11 protein-coding genes are annotated in these 15,902 nt (G+C 63.3%); 3 read left to right on the forward strand and 8 right to left on the reverse strand.

The window, feature by feature from the left end; all coding sequences use genetic code 11:
• Positions 1–713: hypothetical protein (locus VIM98_RS05390; protein ID WP_331992073.1), on the reverse strand; the 713-nt coding region annotated here is incomplete at its 3' end.
• A gap of 220 nt (positions 714–933) precedes the next feature.
• On the opposite strand from VIM98_RS05390, the gene VIM98_RS05395 reads away from it, so the two are divergent.
• The gene (locus VIM98_RS05395) at positions 934–1,305 is read left to right on the forward strand and encodes a nuclear transport factor 2 family protein (RefSeq protein WP_331992074.1); all 372 of its coding nucleotides are present in this window, start codon (positions 934–936) and stop codon (positions 1,303–1,305) included.
• Here the strand turns inward: VIM98_RS05395 and VIM98_RS05400 are convergent.
• Positions 1,293–5,633 carry a DEAD/DEAH box helicase gene (locus tag VIM98_RS05400; protein ID WP_331992075.1) on the reverse strand — a complete coding sequence of 1,447 codons (4,341 nt, stop codon included), beginning with the start codon at positions 5,631–5,633 and terminating at the stop codon, positions 1,293–1,295. The two genes, VIM98_RS05395 and VIM98_RS05400, sit on opposite strands and share 13 nt — an antisense overlap.
• Positions 5,634–5,823: 190 nt before the next feature.
• On the opposite strand from VIM98_RS05400, the gene VIM98_RS05405 reads away from it, so the two are divergent.
• Together VIM98_RS05405 and VIM98_RS05410 are read left to right on the forward strand one after the other, a co-directional pair.
• Entirely contained in the window at positions 5,824–8,070 is a 2,247-nt protein-coding gene (locus VIM98_RS05405; protein WP_331992076.1) for a TonB-dependent receptor, read from the forward strand.
• Between the two features lie 124 nt (positions 8,071–8,194).
• Positions 8,195–9,046 carry a lysophospholipase gene (locus VIM98_RS05410; protein ID WP_331992077.1) on the forward strand — a complete coding sequence of 284 codons (852 nt, stop codon included), beginning with the start codon at positions 8,195–8,197 and terminating at the stop codon, positions 9,044–9,046.
• Positions 9,047–9,170: 124 nt separating this feature from the next.
• Here the strand turns inward: VIM98_RS05410 and VIM98_RS05415 are convergent, their stop codons facing one another.
• From VIM98_RS05415 to VIM98_RS05440, 6 genes are all read right to left on the reverse strand, one after another.
• Entirely contained in the window at positions 9,171–10,622 is a 1,452-nt protein-coding gene (locus tag VIM98_RS05415) for a PLP-dependent aminotransferase family protein (protein WP_331992078.1), read from the reverse strand.
• A gap of 392 nt (positions 10,623–11,014) precedes the next feature.
• On the reverse strand, positions 11,015–12,325 hold the full coding sequence (gene dctA, locus VIM98_RS05420; protein ID WP_331992079.1) for a C4-dicarboxylate transporter DctA: 1,311 nt from the start codon (positions 12,323–12,325) through the stop codon (positions 11,015–11,017).
• A gap of 24 nt (positions 12,326–12,349) precedes the next feature.
• On the reverse strand, positions 12,350–13,219 hold the full coding sequence (locus VIM98_RS05425) for an amidohydrolase family protein (protein WP_331992080.1): 870 nt from the start codon (positions 13,217–13,219) through the stop codon (positions 12,350–12,352).
• Between the two features lie 19 nt (positions 13,220–13,238).
• Entirely contained in the window at positions 13,239–13,943 is a 705-nt protein-coding gene (locus VIM98_RS05430; RefSeq protein WP_331992081.1) for a 4-carboxy-4-hydroxy-2-oxoadipate aldolase/oxaloacetate decarboxylase, read from the reverse strand.
• Positions 13,940–14,665: a PIG-L deacetylase family protein gene (locus tag VIM98_RS05435; RefSeq protein WP_331992082.1), complete on the reverse strand. Its 726-nt coding sequence runs from the start codon at positions 14,663–14,665 to the stop codon at positions 13,940–13,942. Before VIM98_RS05435 ends, VIM98_RS05430 begins: the two co-directional genes overlap by 4 nt.
• 33 nt (positions 14,666–14,698) lie before the next feature.
• On the reverse strand, positions 14,699–15,781 hold the full coding sequence (locus tag VIM98_RS05440; protein ID WP_331992083.1) for a 4-oxalomesaconate tautomerase: 1,083 nt from the start codon (positions 15,779–15,781) through the stop codon (positions 14,699–14,701).
• Between the last annotated feature and the right edge of the window lie 121 nt (positions 15,782–15,902).

Raw genomic sequence — 15,902 nt, forward strand, 5'->3', positions numbered from 1 at the left:
GGGGCGGCGATGTAACGGCCAGTGGCGACCTCTTCCCCGGCCTGCTCCGTGCCACGCAGAAAAGTCGGCTTCTGCGCCATGAACCGATCCATGAACTCCCAGCCGTATCGGTCGACGAAGCGTTTGAAAACAAAAAGCAGCGCATCGTCATCCGTCGGGTAGGCAAGCACCAGCTTCTCCTTCAGCCGGGAATCTAGAAAATCCAAGGCAGTGCGAAGCACGAAACGATCGGGCGCAACGGTCGTGTTGACCACGTTGCCCAGGGACAACACGCTGATGCCTGTGAAATAGCCGCCCGGATCTTTCAAATTGCTTGGCACTTGTCGCCAACCGATCGCTGGCGCATAGCGGAGCAGGTGGCCTTGCTTCTTCCAGTAGGTGAAATCGTGCAGGGTCTGAAGTTGCGCCACATCGACAGTAAGCCGGTTGCGCGCCAGCTGATTATCGATACGTGCGCCATGGAATTTGCTCAAGTCGGTGACGATGTGTACCGACATGCCGGGAAAACGGGCCTCGAAGGCCCGTCCCAGTTCATCCAGGCTTCCGGGACTGTCGCCACCGCCGTAAACGACCAGTTTTCCGCCTTCGGCGAGCGCGTTCTTGTGGAGCCGGTCGAGAGCCCGGGGTTCGTCAATGAAGGGGTATGCCTGTGTCAGACCGGTGGTGCCGACGGCCATGGCCAGGGCGAACAGCCTCCTTACCAGCGATTTCATGATTTCATCCTTGAATGATTTGGATAGTGCGAGACTCGGTAATCGAGCCGCGCTTTCAGCCTAGTTGCTCAAGCACGGTCAAGCTGTAAGGATTCCGGTTCCCGCTTCGCGGTCGCTGGAGCATTGGCGCTATAGCCCGACCTACCGTCTCGTTCACGAGAGTCGGTTTGGCGGTTGCCGGGCGGTATGATGCGCAGTACCGCAAAGAACCGTTCCGCTCATGCGCCAGCTCATTGACCGTTATCTCGCCGCCTACAACGCCAAAGATGTCGACGCCATGCTCGCGACGATGCATCGCGATGTCGTCTTCGAGAACTACACGGCAGGCAACCTGAGCCTGCGCACCTTGGGCATCGATGAACTGCGCCATCTGGCCGAAAGCTCGCGTCACCTTTTTTCCGCGCGTCGCCAGACGGTCACGGAGTATCGTGAATTCGAAGGCGCGGCCTACGTGAATATCTTCTTCGAAGGCACGTTCGGCATCGATCTGCCCAATGGCATTCGCGCCGGGCAGAGCATGGCGCTCAACGGTCGCAGCGAGTTCCGTGAGCGCGACGGTCTATTGATCTATATCGCCGATCACAGCGACTGACCGGCCGCGAGGTTTTCGAACGTGGCGGTTTCGTAACCCGGACGGCGCAGCAAAGCATTGCGCCAGATTTGCTGGCGGCGCGTATCGCCCTCGACCAGCCATTGCGTTTTGCTGGCGACCAACGCGGCGACAGGCACGCCGTCTTCGTACAACACACGCGTACCGATCAATGCCGGCAACTTCTCGCCGCTGAGGACCGTGCCGACCAGATTCAGCGGGTCGGTGCCGCTCAATACCACCAGCTCACCGTCGTTCTCGCGCTGTCTTGCCGCACGCAGTTGCGGAATCGCTTCGGGCAAGGCGAACTGTTCGCCGACCAGGCCTTCGACAAAGCGTCCGCCGCGGATTTCGCCGCGCGCTTCCAGCCGGTGATAGACCCGCAGGAGTTCCCGCCAGGTCGGTAGCCAGGACGCTTCGCGCTCGAGCAGCTTCCAGAACACCACGCCATAGCGACGCAACAGCGCGCGTGCGATATGTTCGACGGTCTCCGGATCGTTCTTGCCGGTGGCTGTCCCCTGGCGGGCCAGCGACCAGCGGCCCGCATCCTCGATGCCGGTCAACATATGCCGGCGCATGCGCCGATGGCGCGGTGCTTCGCGCTTGGCTGCCGGCAGCAACAGCGCGCGCAGGCCAGCGAAACTGTCGGCACTGACGCGACCGGCGGCAACCAGCTCGCCCAGTGCGTCTTCCAGTTCGGTACGCAGCAGCCGGGTTGCATCGAGCAGTTCGTCGAAGAACAGCGCGCCCTCCTTGCCCAGGGCATCGAGCACAGCTTGCGCGCGCGAGGAGACCAAGGTCTCCTGCGGTTGCGCGTTGGCGGCGACCGCGCTCCACGTCGCCAGGCTCCGGCGCGGCAACAGCACGATCGGGGTGGCGCGCACCGGGCCGTTGCCGCCGGTGCCCGCGCGCAACCGGTGCCACACGACACGGCCCGCGCGGCACTGTTCATCCAGCCACTGGATCGCATAATCGCCGATACGTGCCGGCAGCAGCTCAGCCTCCCAGGCACCGGCGGCGGCTTCGAAGCCTTCGAGCTGGCCGACGATCGCGGGCAACGCGTCGGGGCCGCTCAGTCGCGCGTCGGGAGCGACATGCTGCCACTGGAACAGGAAGCGCATCAGCTGGCGGCGGCCGATCGGCTCGATTTCACGGCGAAGACGCCCGATGGTGTAACGATGAATCCGCGCCAGCAGGTGACGCTCGCACCATTGCGTTACCGGCACGCCGGCGTCGAATGCGGCGGGCTCGAAACGACCCTGCATGACGTAGCCTTCGGTTTGCAGGCGAAGCAGCGCTTGCTCCACATCGCCGCGCTCGACCTGCATGGACGCGGCTAGTGAACTCGCGTCCACCGGGCCCAGGCCGACCAGGCGCCCACGTACGATCTCCAGCAGTGCATCGTCGCGCGTCCAGGCCTGCGCGGCGTATTCCGGCGGTGCTTCGATCGAGGGGGCCAGGGCCGCGTTCGCATGCACGATTTGCCACATCGGTAGCTTTTCGGCCGCCACCCACAGCGGCGCCGTCGTACCGGCCGGACTCAGCGTCGTCGCGCGATGGTGCTTGGCCAGGGCATGCAGATACGCCTGCCAGCCGTGGTTCTCATCCGCTTCCTTGCCGTTGACGAAGCCGAGTACGCTCAAGGCTTCATGCATTTCGTCGGCGCTGCGCACCTGCGGCCACGCTTCGCCGCGCACGGCGGCAATGGCTTCCGGGTCCAGCCGGGACAGATCGCCGGCATCCTCCACCCCACCATCGCGCCGGGACTGCACAGCCTGGGTACGGCGTTCCTCCAGCGGGGCGTCATCCAGGTAGGCATAAGGCGCAGCGGTCAGTACTTCGCCCGATAGCGGGCTGGGTGCGGCGAGGTCGCGTGCGACAACGCTGATGTTGCCGTTCTCCAGGCCGCGCAGGATCGTCAGCAGCCCATCCACGTCCATCGCTTCGCGCAGACAATCGTAGAGCGTCTGGTTGACCAGCGGATGGTCGGGAATCTGCCGCTCCCCGACGATGTTCTCCAGGCAGGCGACCTGGTCGGGGAACACCGTGGCGAGCAGATCCTCGCTCTTCATGCGTTGTAATTGCGGCGGCACCTTGCGTCCGCCCTGGAAACGCGGCAACGCCAGCGACGTCGTCGCGTTCCAGCGCCAGCGCACCGGAAACAGCGGCGCGTCGAGCAAGGCCTGGATCAGCACGTGCTCGGCCGTGTTCGAGTGCAGATAGCGAGCGACTTCTTCCAGCGGAAAACTGTGGCTGGTCGAGAGCGACAATACGATCGCGTCCTCGGTGGCCGCCGCCTGCAGTTCGAAATTGAACTGGCGACAGAAGCGCTTGCGCAACGCCAGCCCCCAGGCGCGATTGATGCGGCTGCCATACGGGGTATGAATAACCAGCTGGGTGCCGCCGGATTCATCGAAGAACCGCTCGAAAACCAGGGTTTGCTGGGTCGGCAATACGCCGAGCGCCGTCTGCGCCTTGGCCAGGTACTCGGCCAGTTGTTGTGCGGCCGCGGCAGACAGGCCCAGTGTTTGCGTCAACCAGGCTATGGCTTGCGGTAGACCGCCTTCATCCAGTTGCGCGCCCAGTTCCGCGCGCAGGCGCGAGACGCCGAACGACAGCTCGTCGCTGCGCCCGGGCGCTTCGCCCAACCAGAACGGAATGCTCGGCGGCACGCCATGCGCATCTTCCACGCGCACGCGATCGCGTTCCACGCGCAGGATGCGATAGCTGGTATTGCCCAACTGGAAGATATCGCCAGCCAGGCTCTCGACGGCGAAGTCTTCATGCACGCTGCCGATAACCGTCGCCTGCGGTTCCAGGACCACCAGATAGTCGGCGGTATCGGGAATCGCGCCGCCGGAGGTCACCGCGGTCAGTCGCGCGCCCCGCCGCGCACGCAGCTGGCGATGCACCGCATCGCGATGGACGTACGCCGCGCGCGCACCGCGCCGGGTGGTGAATCCATCGGCGAGCATGCGTACGGTGTCGTCGAATTGCGTACGCGTCAGCCCGCGATAGGGATGGGCACGCCGCACCAGGTCGAACAACGCATCCTCGCTCCATTCCTGCGCCGCTACTTCGGCGACGATCTGCTGCGCCAGGACATCCAGCGGCGCGGGCGGCACCCACAGTGCGTCCAGCTCGCCGCGGCGGACGCAGTCGAGCAGGGCCGTGCATTCGACCAGATCGTCGCGGCTCGACGGAAACAGACGCGCCTTGGGTGTGCCGTCGACTGCGTGGCCCGAGCGTCCGGCGCGTTGCAGGAAGGCGGCGATGGAGCGGGGCGACTGCAACTGGCAGACCAGGTCGACATCGCCGATATCGATACCCAGTTCCAGCGACGCCGTGGCGACCAGCACCTTCAGATCGCCGCGTTTGAGCCGTTGTTCGGCGTCCAGGCGTTGTTCCTTCGCCAGGCTGCCGTGATGGGCGGCCACCGCCTCCTTGCCCAGGCGCTCGGACAGATGGCGTGCCACGCGCTCGGCCATTCGTCGCGTATTGACGAAAACCAGTGTCGTGCGATGTTCCTCCGCCAATGTGGCGAGCCGGTTGTAGACCAACTCCCAGGCATCGTTGGACATCACCGCTTCCAACGGTACCGGCGGCACTTCGATAGCCAGGTCGCGTTCGCGTGTGTGCCCGATATCGACGATGTTGCAGTGTTCGTGCGCCTTGCCGGTAAGAAAGCGCGCCACTTCCTCGATCGGTTTTTGCGTCGCCGACAAACCGATGCGCAACAGCGGCCGCTGACACAGCGCTTCCAGTCGCTCCAGCGACAGCGCCAGGTGCGAGCCGCGCTTGCTACCAGCCAGCGCATGAATTTCGTCCACGATTACAGTGCGCGTATCGCCCAGCATCGTGCGACCCGAAGCCGAGCCGAGCAGGATGTACAGCGATTCGGGCGTGGTCACCAGGATATGCGGCGGCTGCTTGCGCATCAGCGTGCGTTCGCCCTGCGGCGTGTCGCCGGTGCGCACGGCGGTGCGGATCTGTACGTCGGGCAGGCCCAGCGCCGCCAGCTCCCCGCGGATCCCCTCCAGCGGGGCTTCCAGGTTGATGCGGATATCGTTGGACAGGGCCTTCAATGGCGAGACGTAGACCACGGTCGTGGCGTCGGGCAACGTGCCACCGTTGGCCACGCCTTCGCGTACCAGGGCATCGATAGCCGCCAGAAATGCGGTCAAGGTCTTGCCCGAGCCCGTCGGCGCGGCCACCAGGGTGTCCTGGCCGGCGCGGATCGAAGGCCAGGCAGCCGTCTGCGCAGCCGTGGGGGCCGGGAAGGCGCGGCCGAACCAGCGCGCGACAGCAGGATGAAATTCCAATAGAGGCATGGGCTTACCGGCACCCCGCCGATGGGCTGCCGGTTCGATCATAAATGGGGACGGCGGGGTGGGAAGCAAAGTCCTCGTGAAACATTGCGCTGCACTGCCGCAAGAACATGTGACAATGATGTGTCACCGCGGTGCCGAACAAGCCGTGGATCGCAAGTTTTCTTTCACTCCTTTTGGGGAACTACTAGCCATGACCGTCGCCTGTCCGCCGCGCCTTGCTGTGCTCGCGTTGTCGATTGCCGCTGCTTTCGCCGCGGTGCCCGCCGTTGCCCAGAATGCCGCGCCCGCGCAACCACCGTCGAACAACAAGGCCACCGAACTGCAGACGATCAACGTCACGGCCGAAAAGCGCGTCGAAAACCTGCAGAAGGTACCGATTTCGCTTACTGTGCTGACGCCCGACAAGCTGGAGGCTTTCGGTCAGGCGGGCGACGGTGTGCTCCAGCTCGCTTCGCGCGCGCCGAGTGTTTATGCCGAAACCTCCTACGGCCGTATTTTTCCGCGCTTCTATATCCGCGGCCTGGGCAACAGCGACTTCGATTTGAACGCGTCGCAACCGGTGTCGATGGTGTACGACGACATCGTGCAGGAGAACCCCATCCTCAAGGGATTCCCGCTGTTCGACCTGGAGCAGGTCGAAGTGCTGCGCGGTCCGCAGGGCTCGCTGTTCGGCCGCAACTCGCCGGCCGGCGTGATCAAGTTCGATTCGAAGAAGCCCAGCCAGGAGACCTCGGGCTATGCACGCGTGTCCTACGGCACGCTCGGTACCGCCAATGTCGAGGCCGCACTCGGCGGTGCGCTGAGTTCGCATTGGTCCGGCCGCGTTTCTGCGCTGGCGCAGCATCGCGACGGCTGGATCGACAACACCTATACCGGCAAGAAGGATGCACTGGGCGGCTATAACGATCGCGCCGTGCGCGCACAGGCGCTCTACGAGAACGGCGATTTCAACGCACTGATCAACGTCCATGCGCGCTGGCTGGATGGAACGGCCACGGTCAATCGTGCCAATGCGATCGAATTGGGTAGCGACGATTTCGTGCCGGGTTTCGACCGCGACAAAGTCGCGCAGGATGGCCGCAACCGCCAGCATCTGTTCGCCTGGGGCAGCAACCTGCACCTGAACTGGAATATCGGCGATTACACCTTCACCTCGATCACCGGTCTCGAGCGTGCAACGACGTACAGCCTGGGCGACGTCGATGGCGGTATTGCCGTAGCCAATACGCCGGCCAATGCCCAGTGGGTAACGCCGTTCCCCTCCGAGACCGCCGATGCGTTGCCGCACGACCGCCAGCTGACGCAGGAATTCCGCCTCGCCAGCAACCCGCAGGATCGCTTGAGCTGGCAGCTCGGCACGTACTACTTCAATGAAGATATCGCCATCGTCAACTACGACTACAACACGCTCGCCAACCATGCGCTCGACGGCTTCGCCGTGCAGTCGCAGACTACCAAGGCATGGGCGGTGTTCGGTTCGAGCGATTACAAGATCACCGACGACTTCGATATCCGCGCCGGTGCGCGCTGGTCGCACGATTCGCGCGATTTCAATGTCGATCGCATTCTTTCGCCGATCGGCGGTGGCACGTTGAACTTGTCCGCTTCGCCGCACGATGCGCGCTGGAGCGGCGATGTTACCGGTACATGGGCGCTCAGCCCGAACGTGAACGTGTATGCGCGCATCGCCAATGGCTTCCGTGCGCCGAGCGTGCAGGGCCGCGTGCTGTTCGCCGACTTCATCTCGCAGGCCAAGCCCGAGACGATTACCAGCTACGAGCTGGGTTTGAAGAGCACGAGCTGGAACAACCGCATTCGCCTGAACGCGGACGTGTATACATTCACCATGCACAACCAGCAGCTCACCGCGGTGGGCGGCGACATCAACACCACGCGCCTGATCAACGCACGCAAGACCGAAGGCTACGGTGCCGAGTTCGACCTGGAAGCTTATCTGACACCGAACTTCATCGTGACCGCCGGCGGCAGCTACAACCATACCGAACTGAAGGACAAGAACCTTGCCGTGGCGATCTGCGGTGCCGGCTGCACCATCCTCGATCCGCTGAACGCACAGGGCAACGCACTGGTCGACGGCAACGCGTTGCCGAACGCCCCCGAATGGGTCGGCACGCTGACGGCGCGCTATGGCATTCCGTATGGCGAAAGCGGCGAGTTCTTCGTCTATACCGACTGGAACTACCGTAGCGAAGTGAATTTCTTCCTCTATGACTCGGCCGAATTCCGCGGCAAGCCGCTGCTCGAAGGCGGTCTGCGCCTGGGCTACGACTGGAACTACGGCAAGCAGGAAGTGGCGCTATACGGTCGAAACATCACCAATCGCCGGCAGATCATCGGTGCGATCGACTTCAACAACCGCACGGCGTTCGTCAACGATCCGCGTGTGATTGGCGTGGAGTTCAAGACGGAGCTGTGATTTGAAGGGCGAGGGCGAGCCACCTTCACGGTGGCTCATCCCTCGTCCCTTTTTGGCCCATGCGACAAATTCCGCTACGCGATAAACTCGCCAGCCTAGCCGGAGCTTCCACGAGAGGCGCGCAGTGAATCACGCCAGCGACATCGTCAGCGAAGTCCCCTCCACCTTGACGATGGCGGATGGACAGGTAGTGAGCGTGCGCGACTGGCCGCATGCCAGTCCGCGCGGTTCGATCCTGCTGGTGCATGGCCTGGGCGAGCACTGCGGCCGGTACCGCAAGCTGGCGCAGTGGCTGCACATCCGAGGCTATGCGGTGCGCGGCTACGACCAGCGTGGCCATGGCCAGACGCCGGGTCCGCGTGGGGCGATCAAACATGCGGACGACCTGCTCAAGGATCTTGCCGAGGTTTATACCCATTTTGCCGCGACCCAGTCGAGCAGGCCTTTTCTGCTCGGGCACAGCATGGGCGGGTTGGTGGCCGTGCGCGCGGTGCTCGATGGCCGCGTCGAACCACCGGCACTGGTGCTGTCCTCCCCTGCCCTGCGTACTCACGAGCCGCGCTGGTTGCAGCGTCTGGCTCAGTTTCTGAGCGGGGTCCTGCCCAATCTGCCCTTGCGCAACGGCTTGCCCTTCGACAAGCTCTCGCACGACCGCGAAGTCGTGGTGGCTTATCGAGAAGACCCTTTGCGGCATGGCTGGATCACGCCACGCCTGGCCGACTTCATCTTTCGCGCAGGTGCCGCGTCCATCGACGATGCGGTGCGACTGGAGCTCCCGACCCTGCTCCTGGTCGCTGGCAGCGACGCGCTGGTCGACCCGTCCGGTAGCCGCGATTTCGCCGCTGGCGCCTGGGCCAAGCGACAGCTGACCACACGCTTCTTCGACACGCTCTACCACGAGCTTTTCAACGAAGCCGAGCCGGCACGCAGCCAGGTATTGAGGCAGCTCGGCGACTGGCTGCAGAAGCTGCACTGAGCATAGATTCTTTTTAAGTCGCTCCCAAACCACCAGGCGATACCCGACCCACTCCTGTGGGAGCGAATCGGTCGTGACGGGACGGAGCGGCATCGAGCAGCTTTCGATGCCCGATGGAGAACATCTACGATCGGCAGCCCAAGCGCTTCTTCTCGAACGCATCCAGGCACTGCCCAAACAACACCATTGCCTCCTCGATCGCATTCACCGGCAACCCGCAGAATCCAAGCAATAAACCTGCTCGTTCGGGCGGTGAAAAGTAATGAGGAGCAATCGGATAGAGCCCTAATCCACGTTCGTGCGCATAATCGATCAGCTCCTTCGCCAATGCATGGCTGTAACCGCGCAACCACACTACCGTATGGATACCTGCCGGCGAGTCGACAATCTCCACACGATCCCCGGCATGCTCGCGTAACCCCGCCAGCAGCGCGTCACGCCTTGCACGCAGTTCTTTTGTCGACCGCCGCAGATGCCGCTCGAACCCGCCGTTCTCCATGAAGTGCGCCAATGCCGCCTGTTCGATCGCCGGACAGGAAAAATCGTCCATGTACTTGGCGTTGATGAAGTCCTCGCGCAGCGCCTGCGGCAGCACCATATAAGCCAGGCGCAGCCCGCCGAACATCACCTTCGAAAACGTGCCGACGTAGATGACGCGATCATGCTCGTCCAACGAGCGCATCGCCGCCAAGGGGCGACTGTCGTAGCGGAATTCGCCGTCATAATCGTCCTCCAGCACCCAGCAACGCTTGCTGGCGGCGTAGTGCAGCAGATCCAGGCGACGTTGCAGTGACGTCACCGCGCCGCCGGGAAACTGATGCGAAGGTGTTACGCAGACCAATGCAGGCGCTTGCGCGGGCAGTTCGTCGCAACGCAGGCCGTCGTTGTCCACGCCTACCGGTAGCAGTTGCGCACCATAGGCACCGAAGATCTGTCGCGCACCGAAATAAGTCGGTTCTTCCAGCACGACCGAGGCCCCCTCATCGACCAGCACGCGAGCCGTCAGAGAGAACGCTTGCTGGCTGCCGCTGACGATCAGGATATCGTCGGCCGAGACATTCAATCCGCGCCGGCGGCCCAAATAATCGGCCACCTGTATGCGTAGCGGTTCGTAGCCTTGCGATCGCACGACATCGAGCGAGGTATACGAAGCGGCTCGCGACAACTCGCGTGCCCAGATATCGTTGAGCAATGGGTTGACCTGCGGATTGCCGAATTGCAGGTTATAGCGCAGCCCGCGATGCTGCACGGCGATGGTGCGATCCAGCGTCGCGCGAGCGCGTTGCGCGAAGCACGACGGAGCGGCGATGTCCGGTGCGATCTGGCGCGGCGGTGGTTTGGTCTCCAGCCTGGTGACATAACTGCCGGATCCGACGCGTCCCTCGATAAACCCCTCGGCACGCAGTTGTTCATAGGCCGCCAGGACCGTAATGCGCGACAGGGTAAGTTCGCGTGCCAGCTGGCGCGTTGGCGGCAGCCGCGAGCCGGCGCTCAGCCGGCCGCTGAGAATGGCGCTCTTCATGGCCCGGGTCAGCTGGGCGTATTGCGGGCCTTTGCCGTCAAGTTCCAGATACAAGCCCAGCGCTCCCCGTTCGCGGATTGGTCATATGAAATATAGGGAAATTGGCTATGGATGGAACCCATCGGGATACCTAGCCTGTACTGGGCGTCAGAGAAAACGGGCCATGCCCTCCCATGGCTGGTCAACAGATATGGCTGGTCAACAGATCCGGTTCCAGGCCCCCTGCGGATGCGTACCCCACAATCCCCACGCTCCTCCCAGAGCTTGCATCCGCAGGGGGATTTTTACGCCTGCCAGAAGTGCCTGGCGTTCCTCCGGATCCGATTCGACGCAGTCACGATAGCGTGAGCGTGCCACAGGGGCGACGGAGAAAGTCCCGCGTAACACACGGACTCCCTCCCCTGTTCACAGGGGAGGTTAGGGTAGGTATTTGCCAGGGTCGATAATTACGCCTGACCGCCCCGATGATTCAAGACCTCTGCCATCCGATCCCGGTCGAGCTCGCGCTCCCAGGCCGAGACCAGGATCGCCGCCACCCCATTGCCGACCAGATTGGTCATGGCCAGGCCGGTGCCCAGGAAGCGGTGGATGCCCAGGATCAGCACCATGCCGGCGACCGGCACTACCGGTACCACGGCGAGCGTGGAGGCCAGCATCACCAGGGCGGCACCGGCCACGCCGCTGGCACCCTTGGAGGTGAGCATGCCGACGATGGCCACGGTGATCTGCTGTTCCAGGCTCAGATGCACGTTCAAGGCCTGCGCGATGAACAGGATCGCCATCGTCAGGTACATGTTGGTGCCATCCAGGTTGAACGAGTAGCCAGTCGGCACGACCAATCCAACGGTCTGCTTCGGACAACCGACTTCTTCCATCTTGCGCATCAGCGGTGCGAGTACCGCTTCGGAAGAGCTGGTGCCCAGCACGATCAACAGCTCATCTTTGATATAGGCGCAAAACTTCAGAATGCTGAAGCCGGCCAATCGCGCCACCAGGCCCAGCACGAGCACGACAAACAGCACGCACAACAAGTAGAAGCTGCCGATGAGCTTCAGCAACGGAACCAGCGAGACCACGCCGTACTTGCCGATGGTGAAGGCCATCGCGCCGAATGCGCCGATCGAGGAGACGGCGGTGATGTAGTGGACGATCTTGAAGAACACCTGCGCGCCGCTTTCGATGAAATCGAATACCGGCTTGCCGCGATCGCCGATCGCCGCCAGGGCGCAGCCGAACAGGACCGACACCAGCAGGATCGACAGCACGTCGCCTTTGGCAAAAGCACTGACGAAGGTGGTCGGAATGATGCCAAGCAGGAAATCGATCGACTCGATGTTATGGCCCTGCGCCGTCAGCGAAGCGACCTCGCTCGCTTTCAGCGTCGACGGATCGACGTTGAAACCCACGCCTGGCTGGAAAATGTGCGCGCCGAGCAGGCCGATGATCAAAGCGATCGAGGAAATCACCTCGAAATACAACAAAGCCTTGCCGCCGACGCGGCCGACCTTGCGCATATCGCGCATGCCGGCGATGCCGGTCACCACAGTGCAGAAGATGATCGGTCCGATCACCATCTTGATCAGCGCGATGAAGGCATCGCCAAGAGGCTTCATTTTTACCGCGTAAGCGGGCGACAGGTAACCGAGGATCACGCCGATGATCACCGCGACCAATACCTGCACGTACAGCTTGCGGTAGAAGGGCTGACGTGGCTTTACCAGGGTGCCGGCAGTGATGGTGGTGGACGCTTGAGTCATGCGTGAAACCTCGGGCCTCGGCGATCAGCCGAAGTCGTAAAGCCGGGCGGGATTGTCGACCAGGAGCTTGTGCCGCAACCCCTCGTCGGGACAGAAACGGAACATCAGGTCGACCAGGCCGCCGTCGTTGGGCATGTCCTTGGAGATGTTCGGATGCGGGAAATCCGTACCCCACAGCACGCGATCGGGCGCGGTCTCGATCAGGGTCTGCGCGAACGGAATCGCATCGTCGAACGGCCGTTTGCCGATCGAGACGCGCTCGGCGCCGCACACCTTGACCCAGGCCAGCGGGTTGTCGCGCATCAATTGTACTAGCAGGCGGAACGGCTCCTGCTCCAGGCCGTCCTGGGCGCGTACGCGGCCCATATGGTCGATCACGAACGGTACGCGGATGCGCTTGAGCACATCCTGCAATTCGACGATATCGATGGCATCCAGATGCAGCACGACATGCCAACCCATCTCTTCGACGCGGTCGAGCACCCGCCAGAACACATTCATGTCAGGGCGGCCACCCAGGTGCTGCACGAAATTGAAGCGGACGGCGCGCACGCCGCCCTGGTTGAGCGCCTCGAGTCCTGCGTCATCGATACCATCGTCGACGATGGCCACGCCACGGTAGCGTCCGCTGCTGCGTGCGATGGCATCGATCATCGCGGTATTGTCGGTACCGTGGCAGCTGGCCTGCACGATTACGCCGCGTTCGAAGCCGAGGAAATCGTGCAGCGCTACCAGGTGTTCGTACGGAGCATCCGGCGGTGTGTAGCTACGGTCCGGTGCATAGGGAAAACGATCGGCCGGGCCGAATACATGGCAATGCGCATCGCAAGCCAGCGGCGGCATCGCCTGTAACGGCTTGGTGGGGTTTGGATCCGGCGGCAGGCAGGATTTCATGCGTTCTTGTTCCCTACGCTTATTTTTTCAGTTCGTCGATATAGCGCAGTCCGAGCTTTTCCAGCTCCGGGCGCATGTTGTAGATGTCCAGGCCGAGCTCACCGGCGGCCAGCCGCTCGCGCTTGGATGCCTCGTTGGCCACGCGCTTTTCGCCGAGCTCGATGGCCTTGTCCACGCTTGCATGGGCGACCACGACGACACCGTCGTCGTCGGCAACGATCGCGTCGCCCGGTTCGATCGCCTGGCCGGCCACGACCACGGGCACATTTACCGAGCCCAGCGTGGCTTTGACGGTGCCGCGCGCATGCACCGCCTTGGCCCATACCGGAAAGCCCATGGCGCGTAGTTCGGCGGTATCGCGTACGCCGGCATCGATCACCAGGCCCTTCACGCCGCGCGCCATCAGCGACGTAGCCAGCAAATCGCCGAACATGCCGTCGGTGTTGTCAGTAGTGCAGGCCACCACCAGGACGTCGCCAGGACGGCACTGCTCTACCGCCACATGCAGCATCCAGTTATCGCCCGGCTGTGCCAGCACTGTCACCGCCGGGCCGGCAATGGCTGTGCCCTGCTGGATCGGATGGACAGAGGGGCGCAGCAGACCGATGCGGCCTTGGGCCTCATGGACCGTAGCCACGCCGAGGGTTGCGAGTTTCTCGGCCTGCTGCGCGGTGATCGTCGGACGCTGGCGGACTACGACGCCGATGAGATCGGGGCCGATCATGCCAGCGTATCCTGCGTGACGTGCGGGAATACCCGCTGGAACGCTTCTGCGTAGGCGATCTTGAAGTCCGAATTGCGCGTCGCTTGCGCACCGCGCTGCAGGCCTACCCGGGTGTAGTACTCCCATAGGTGCTCTTGCGCGCGCATGGTTTCGAACGCGGCCTTCTTCTTTTCCCACACCGGCGTAATATCCAGGAACAGTTCGGGCTTCCATTCGCACTGCTCGGGCTGATGCGGCTCGAACAGGAACACCGGTGGCGCGCCGATCACCGGCACCTGCGGATCATGGCCGTGCGCCTGTGCAACCACGCGCGCTTCCTGTGCCACATGCGTGGCCAGCGGATGATCGAAGTTATACGGATCCTTCAACGAGTGGCTCAGCACGAAGGCCGGGCGCAGCTTGCGGTAGATCTCCGACAGCTTGAATACCACATCGAGATCCGCGCGCATCGGGTAGTCGCCGATATCGAAGAACTCCACCGTGGCGCCAAGGATGCCGGCAGCCTCTTCCGCTTCGCGTCGCCGATCGGTCTTGACCTGTTCCATCGTCATGCCCGGTTGCTTCCACAACTTGGCCGACTCGCCGCGCTCGCCGAACGACAAGCAGACGATATGCACATGCCAGCCTTTGGCGGCATGCAGGGCAATGGCGCCGCCGGCGCGCCAGACGAAGTCGGCGGAGTGAGCGCTGACCACGAGCGCGGTCTTGCGAGTGTCGGCCATAGGAAGCTCCTTCAATAACGAATCGGGCGGCAGTCAGGCGGCAGGGCCGCGCCAGACCGCGGGGGAAACCGGGACGCTGCCGCGCATCAGCAGCCGCGCCGTGCGTAGCAGTGCGGCGCGCACCACGCGCAAGCCTTCGAAGCCAAGTTCGACACTGAATTCGCCGCTGGGATGTTCGATCGACAAGGTGCGCGTCTGGCCGCTGCCGGCCTGCGCAAGGTCGTAAGCGACCGAGCCCTCCATGACGGCGGCGGTGGCAACAGTCACCGCGCCAAGCACGCCGATTGCGGCGTGGCAGTCGTGCGGAATGAACGTACGCGTGCAGATCGCACCGCCGGCACGCGGCGCGGCGACCAGGGTGATCTTCGGTATGGGCTTCTTGGCGACATCGCCCAGGTTCATCAGCGGGCCTGCCTTGAGGCGGATGGCTTCGATGCGCGCCTTCAGCGCCGCATTGCCATTGAGTTCCGCAGGCGTTTCGTAGCCCGTGATACCGACATCGGCCGCGCGCATCACCAGCACCGGCATGCCGTTATCGATCATGGTCACCGCGACGCCGTCGATCTCGTCACGTGTGTTGCCGGTGGGCAGCAGTGCGCCGCAGACCGCGCCTTCGGTATCCAGGAAACCACAGGACACCGGTGCGGCCGGACGCGGCACGCCATCGATATGTGCATCGCCGTCGTACAACGGACGGCCGTCGGGTGTCTCGATAGCGATCTCGGCGATGACGCCGGTATTGACGGTGCGTACGCGACGGATGGTGCGGCCCGAATCGCCTTGCAGCAGACCGGCTTCAATGGCTGCCGGCAAGGCCGCAGCCAGCATGTTGCCGCAGTTGGGCGTCGTGTCGACGCTTGCCTCGGACGTGCCGACCTGGGCGAACAGGAAATCCAGATCGGCGGCTCCATCCGTCGGAATCGACAGGATGCCGGCCTTGCTGGTCAACGATGTCGCGCCGCCCAGGCCATCGATCTGGCGCGGGTCGGGCGTGCCCAGTACGTCCATGATGACGCCATCGCGCGTAGCGATGTCCTGGGGCAGGTCGGCGGCGCGGAAAAACGGCCCTTTCGAGGTGCCGCCGCGCATGAACCAGCAGGGAATTTCGTAGGCCATATCCAATGCATCCGGCTCTTTTCTTGCTTGCCGGGGATGGTGGATGTCGGCTCACCCAGGAACAACGCGATGGACCGGGTTTCTGTTATGCCTGTTTTGCATATCCCGAGACGAGCAATGC

The organism is Dyella sp., from assembly GCF_036568765.1.
Lineage (GTDB): Bacteria > Pseudomonadota > Gammaproteobacteria > Xanthomonadales > Rhodanobacteraceae > GSA-30.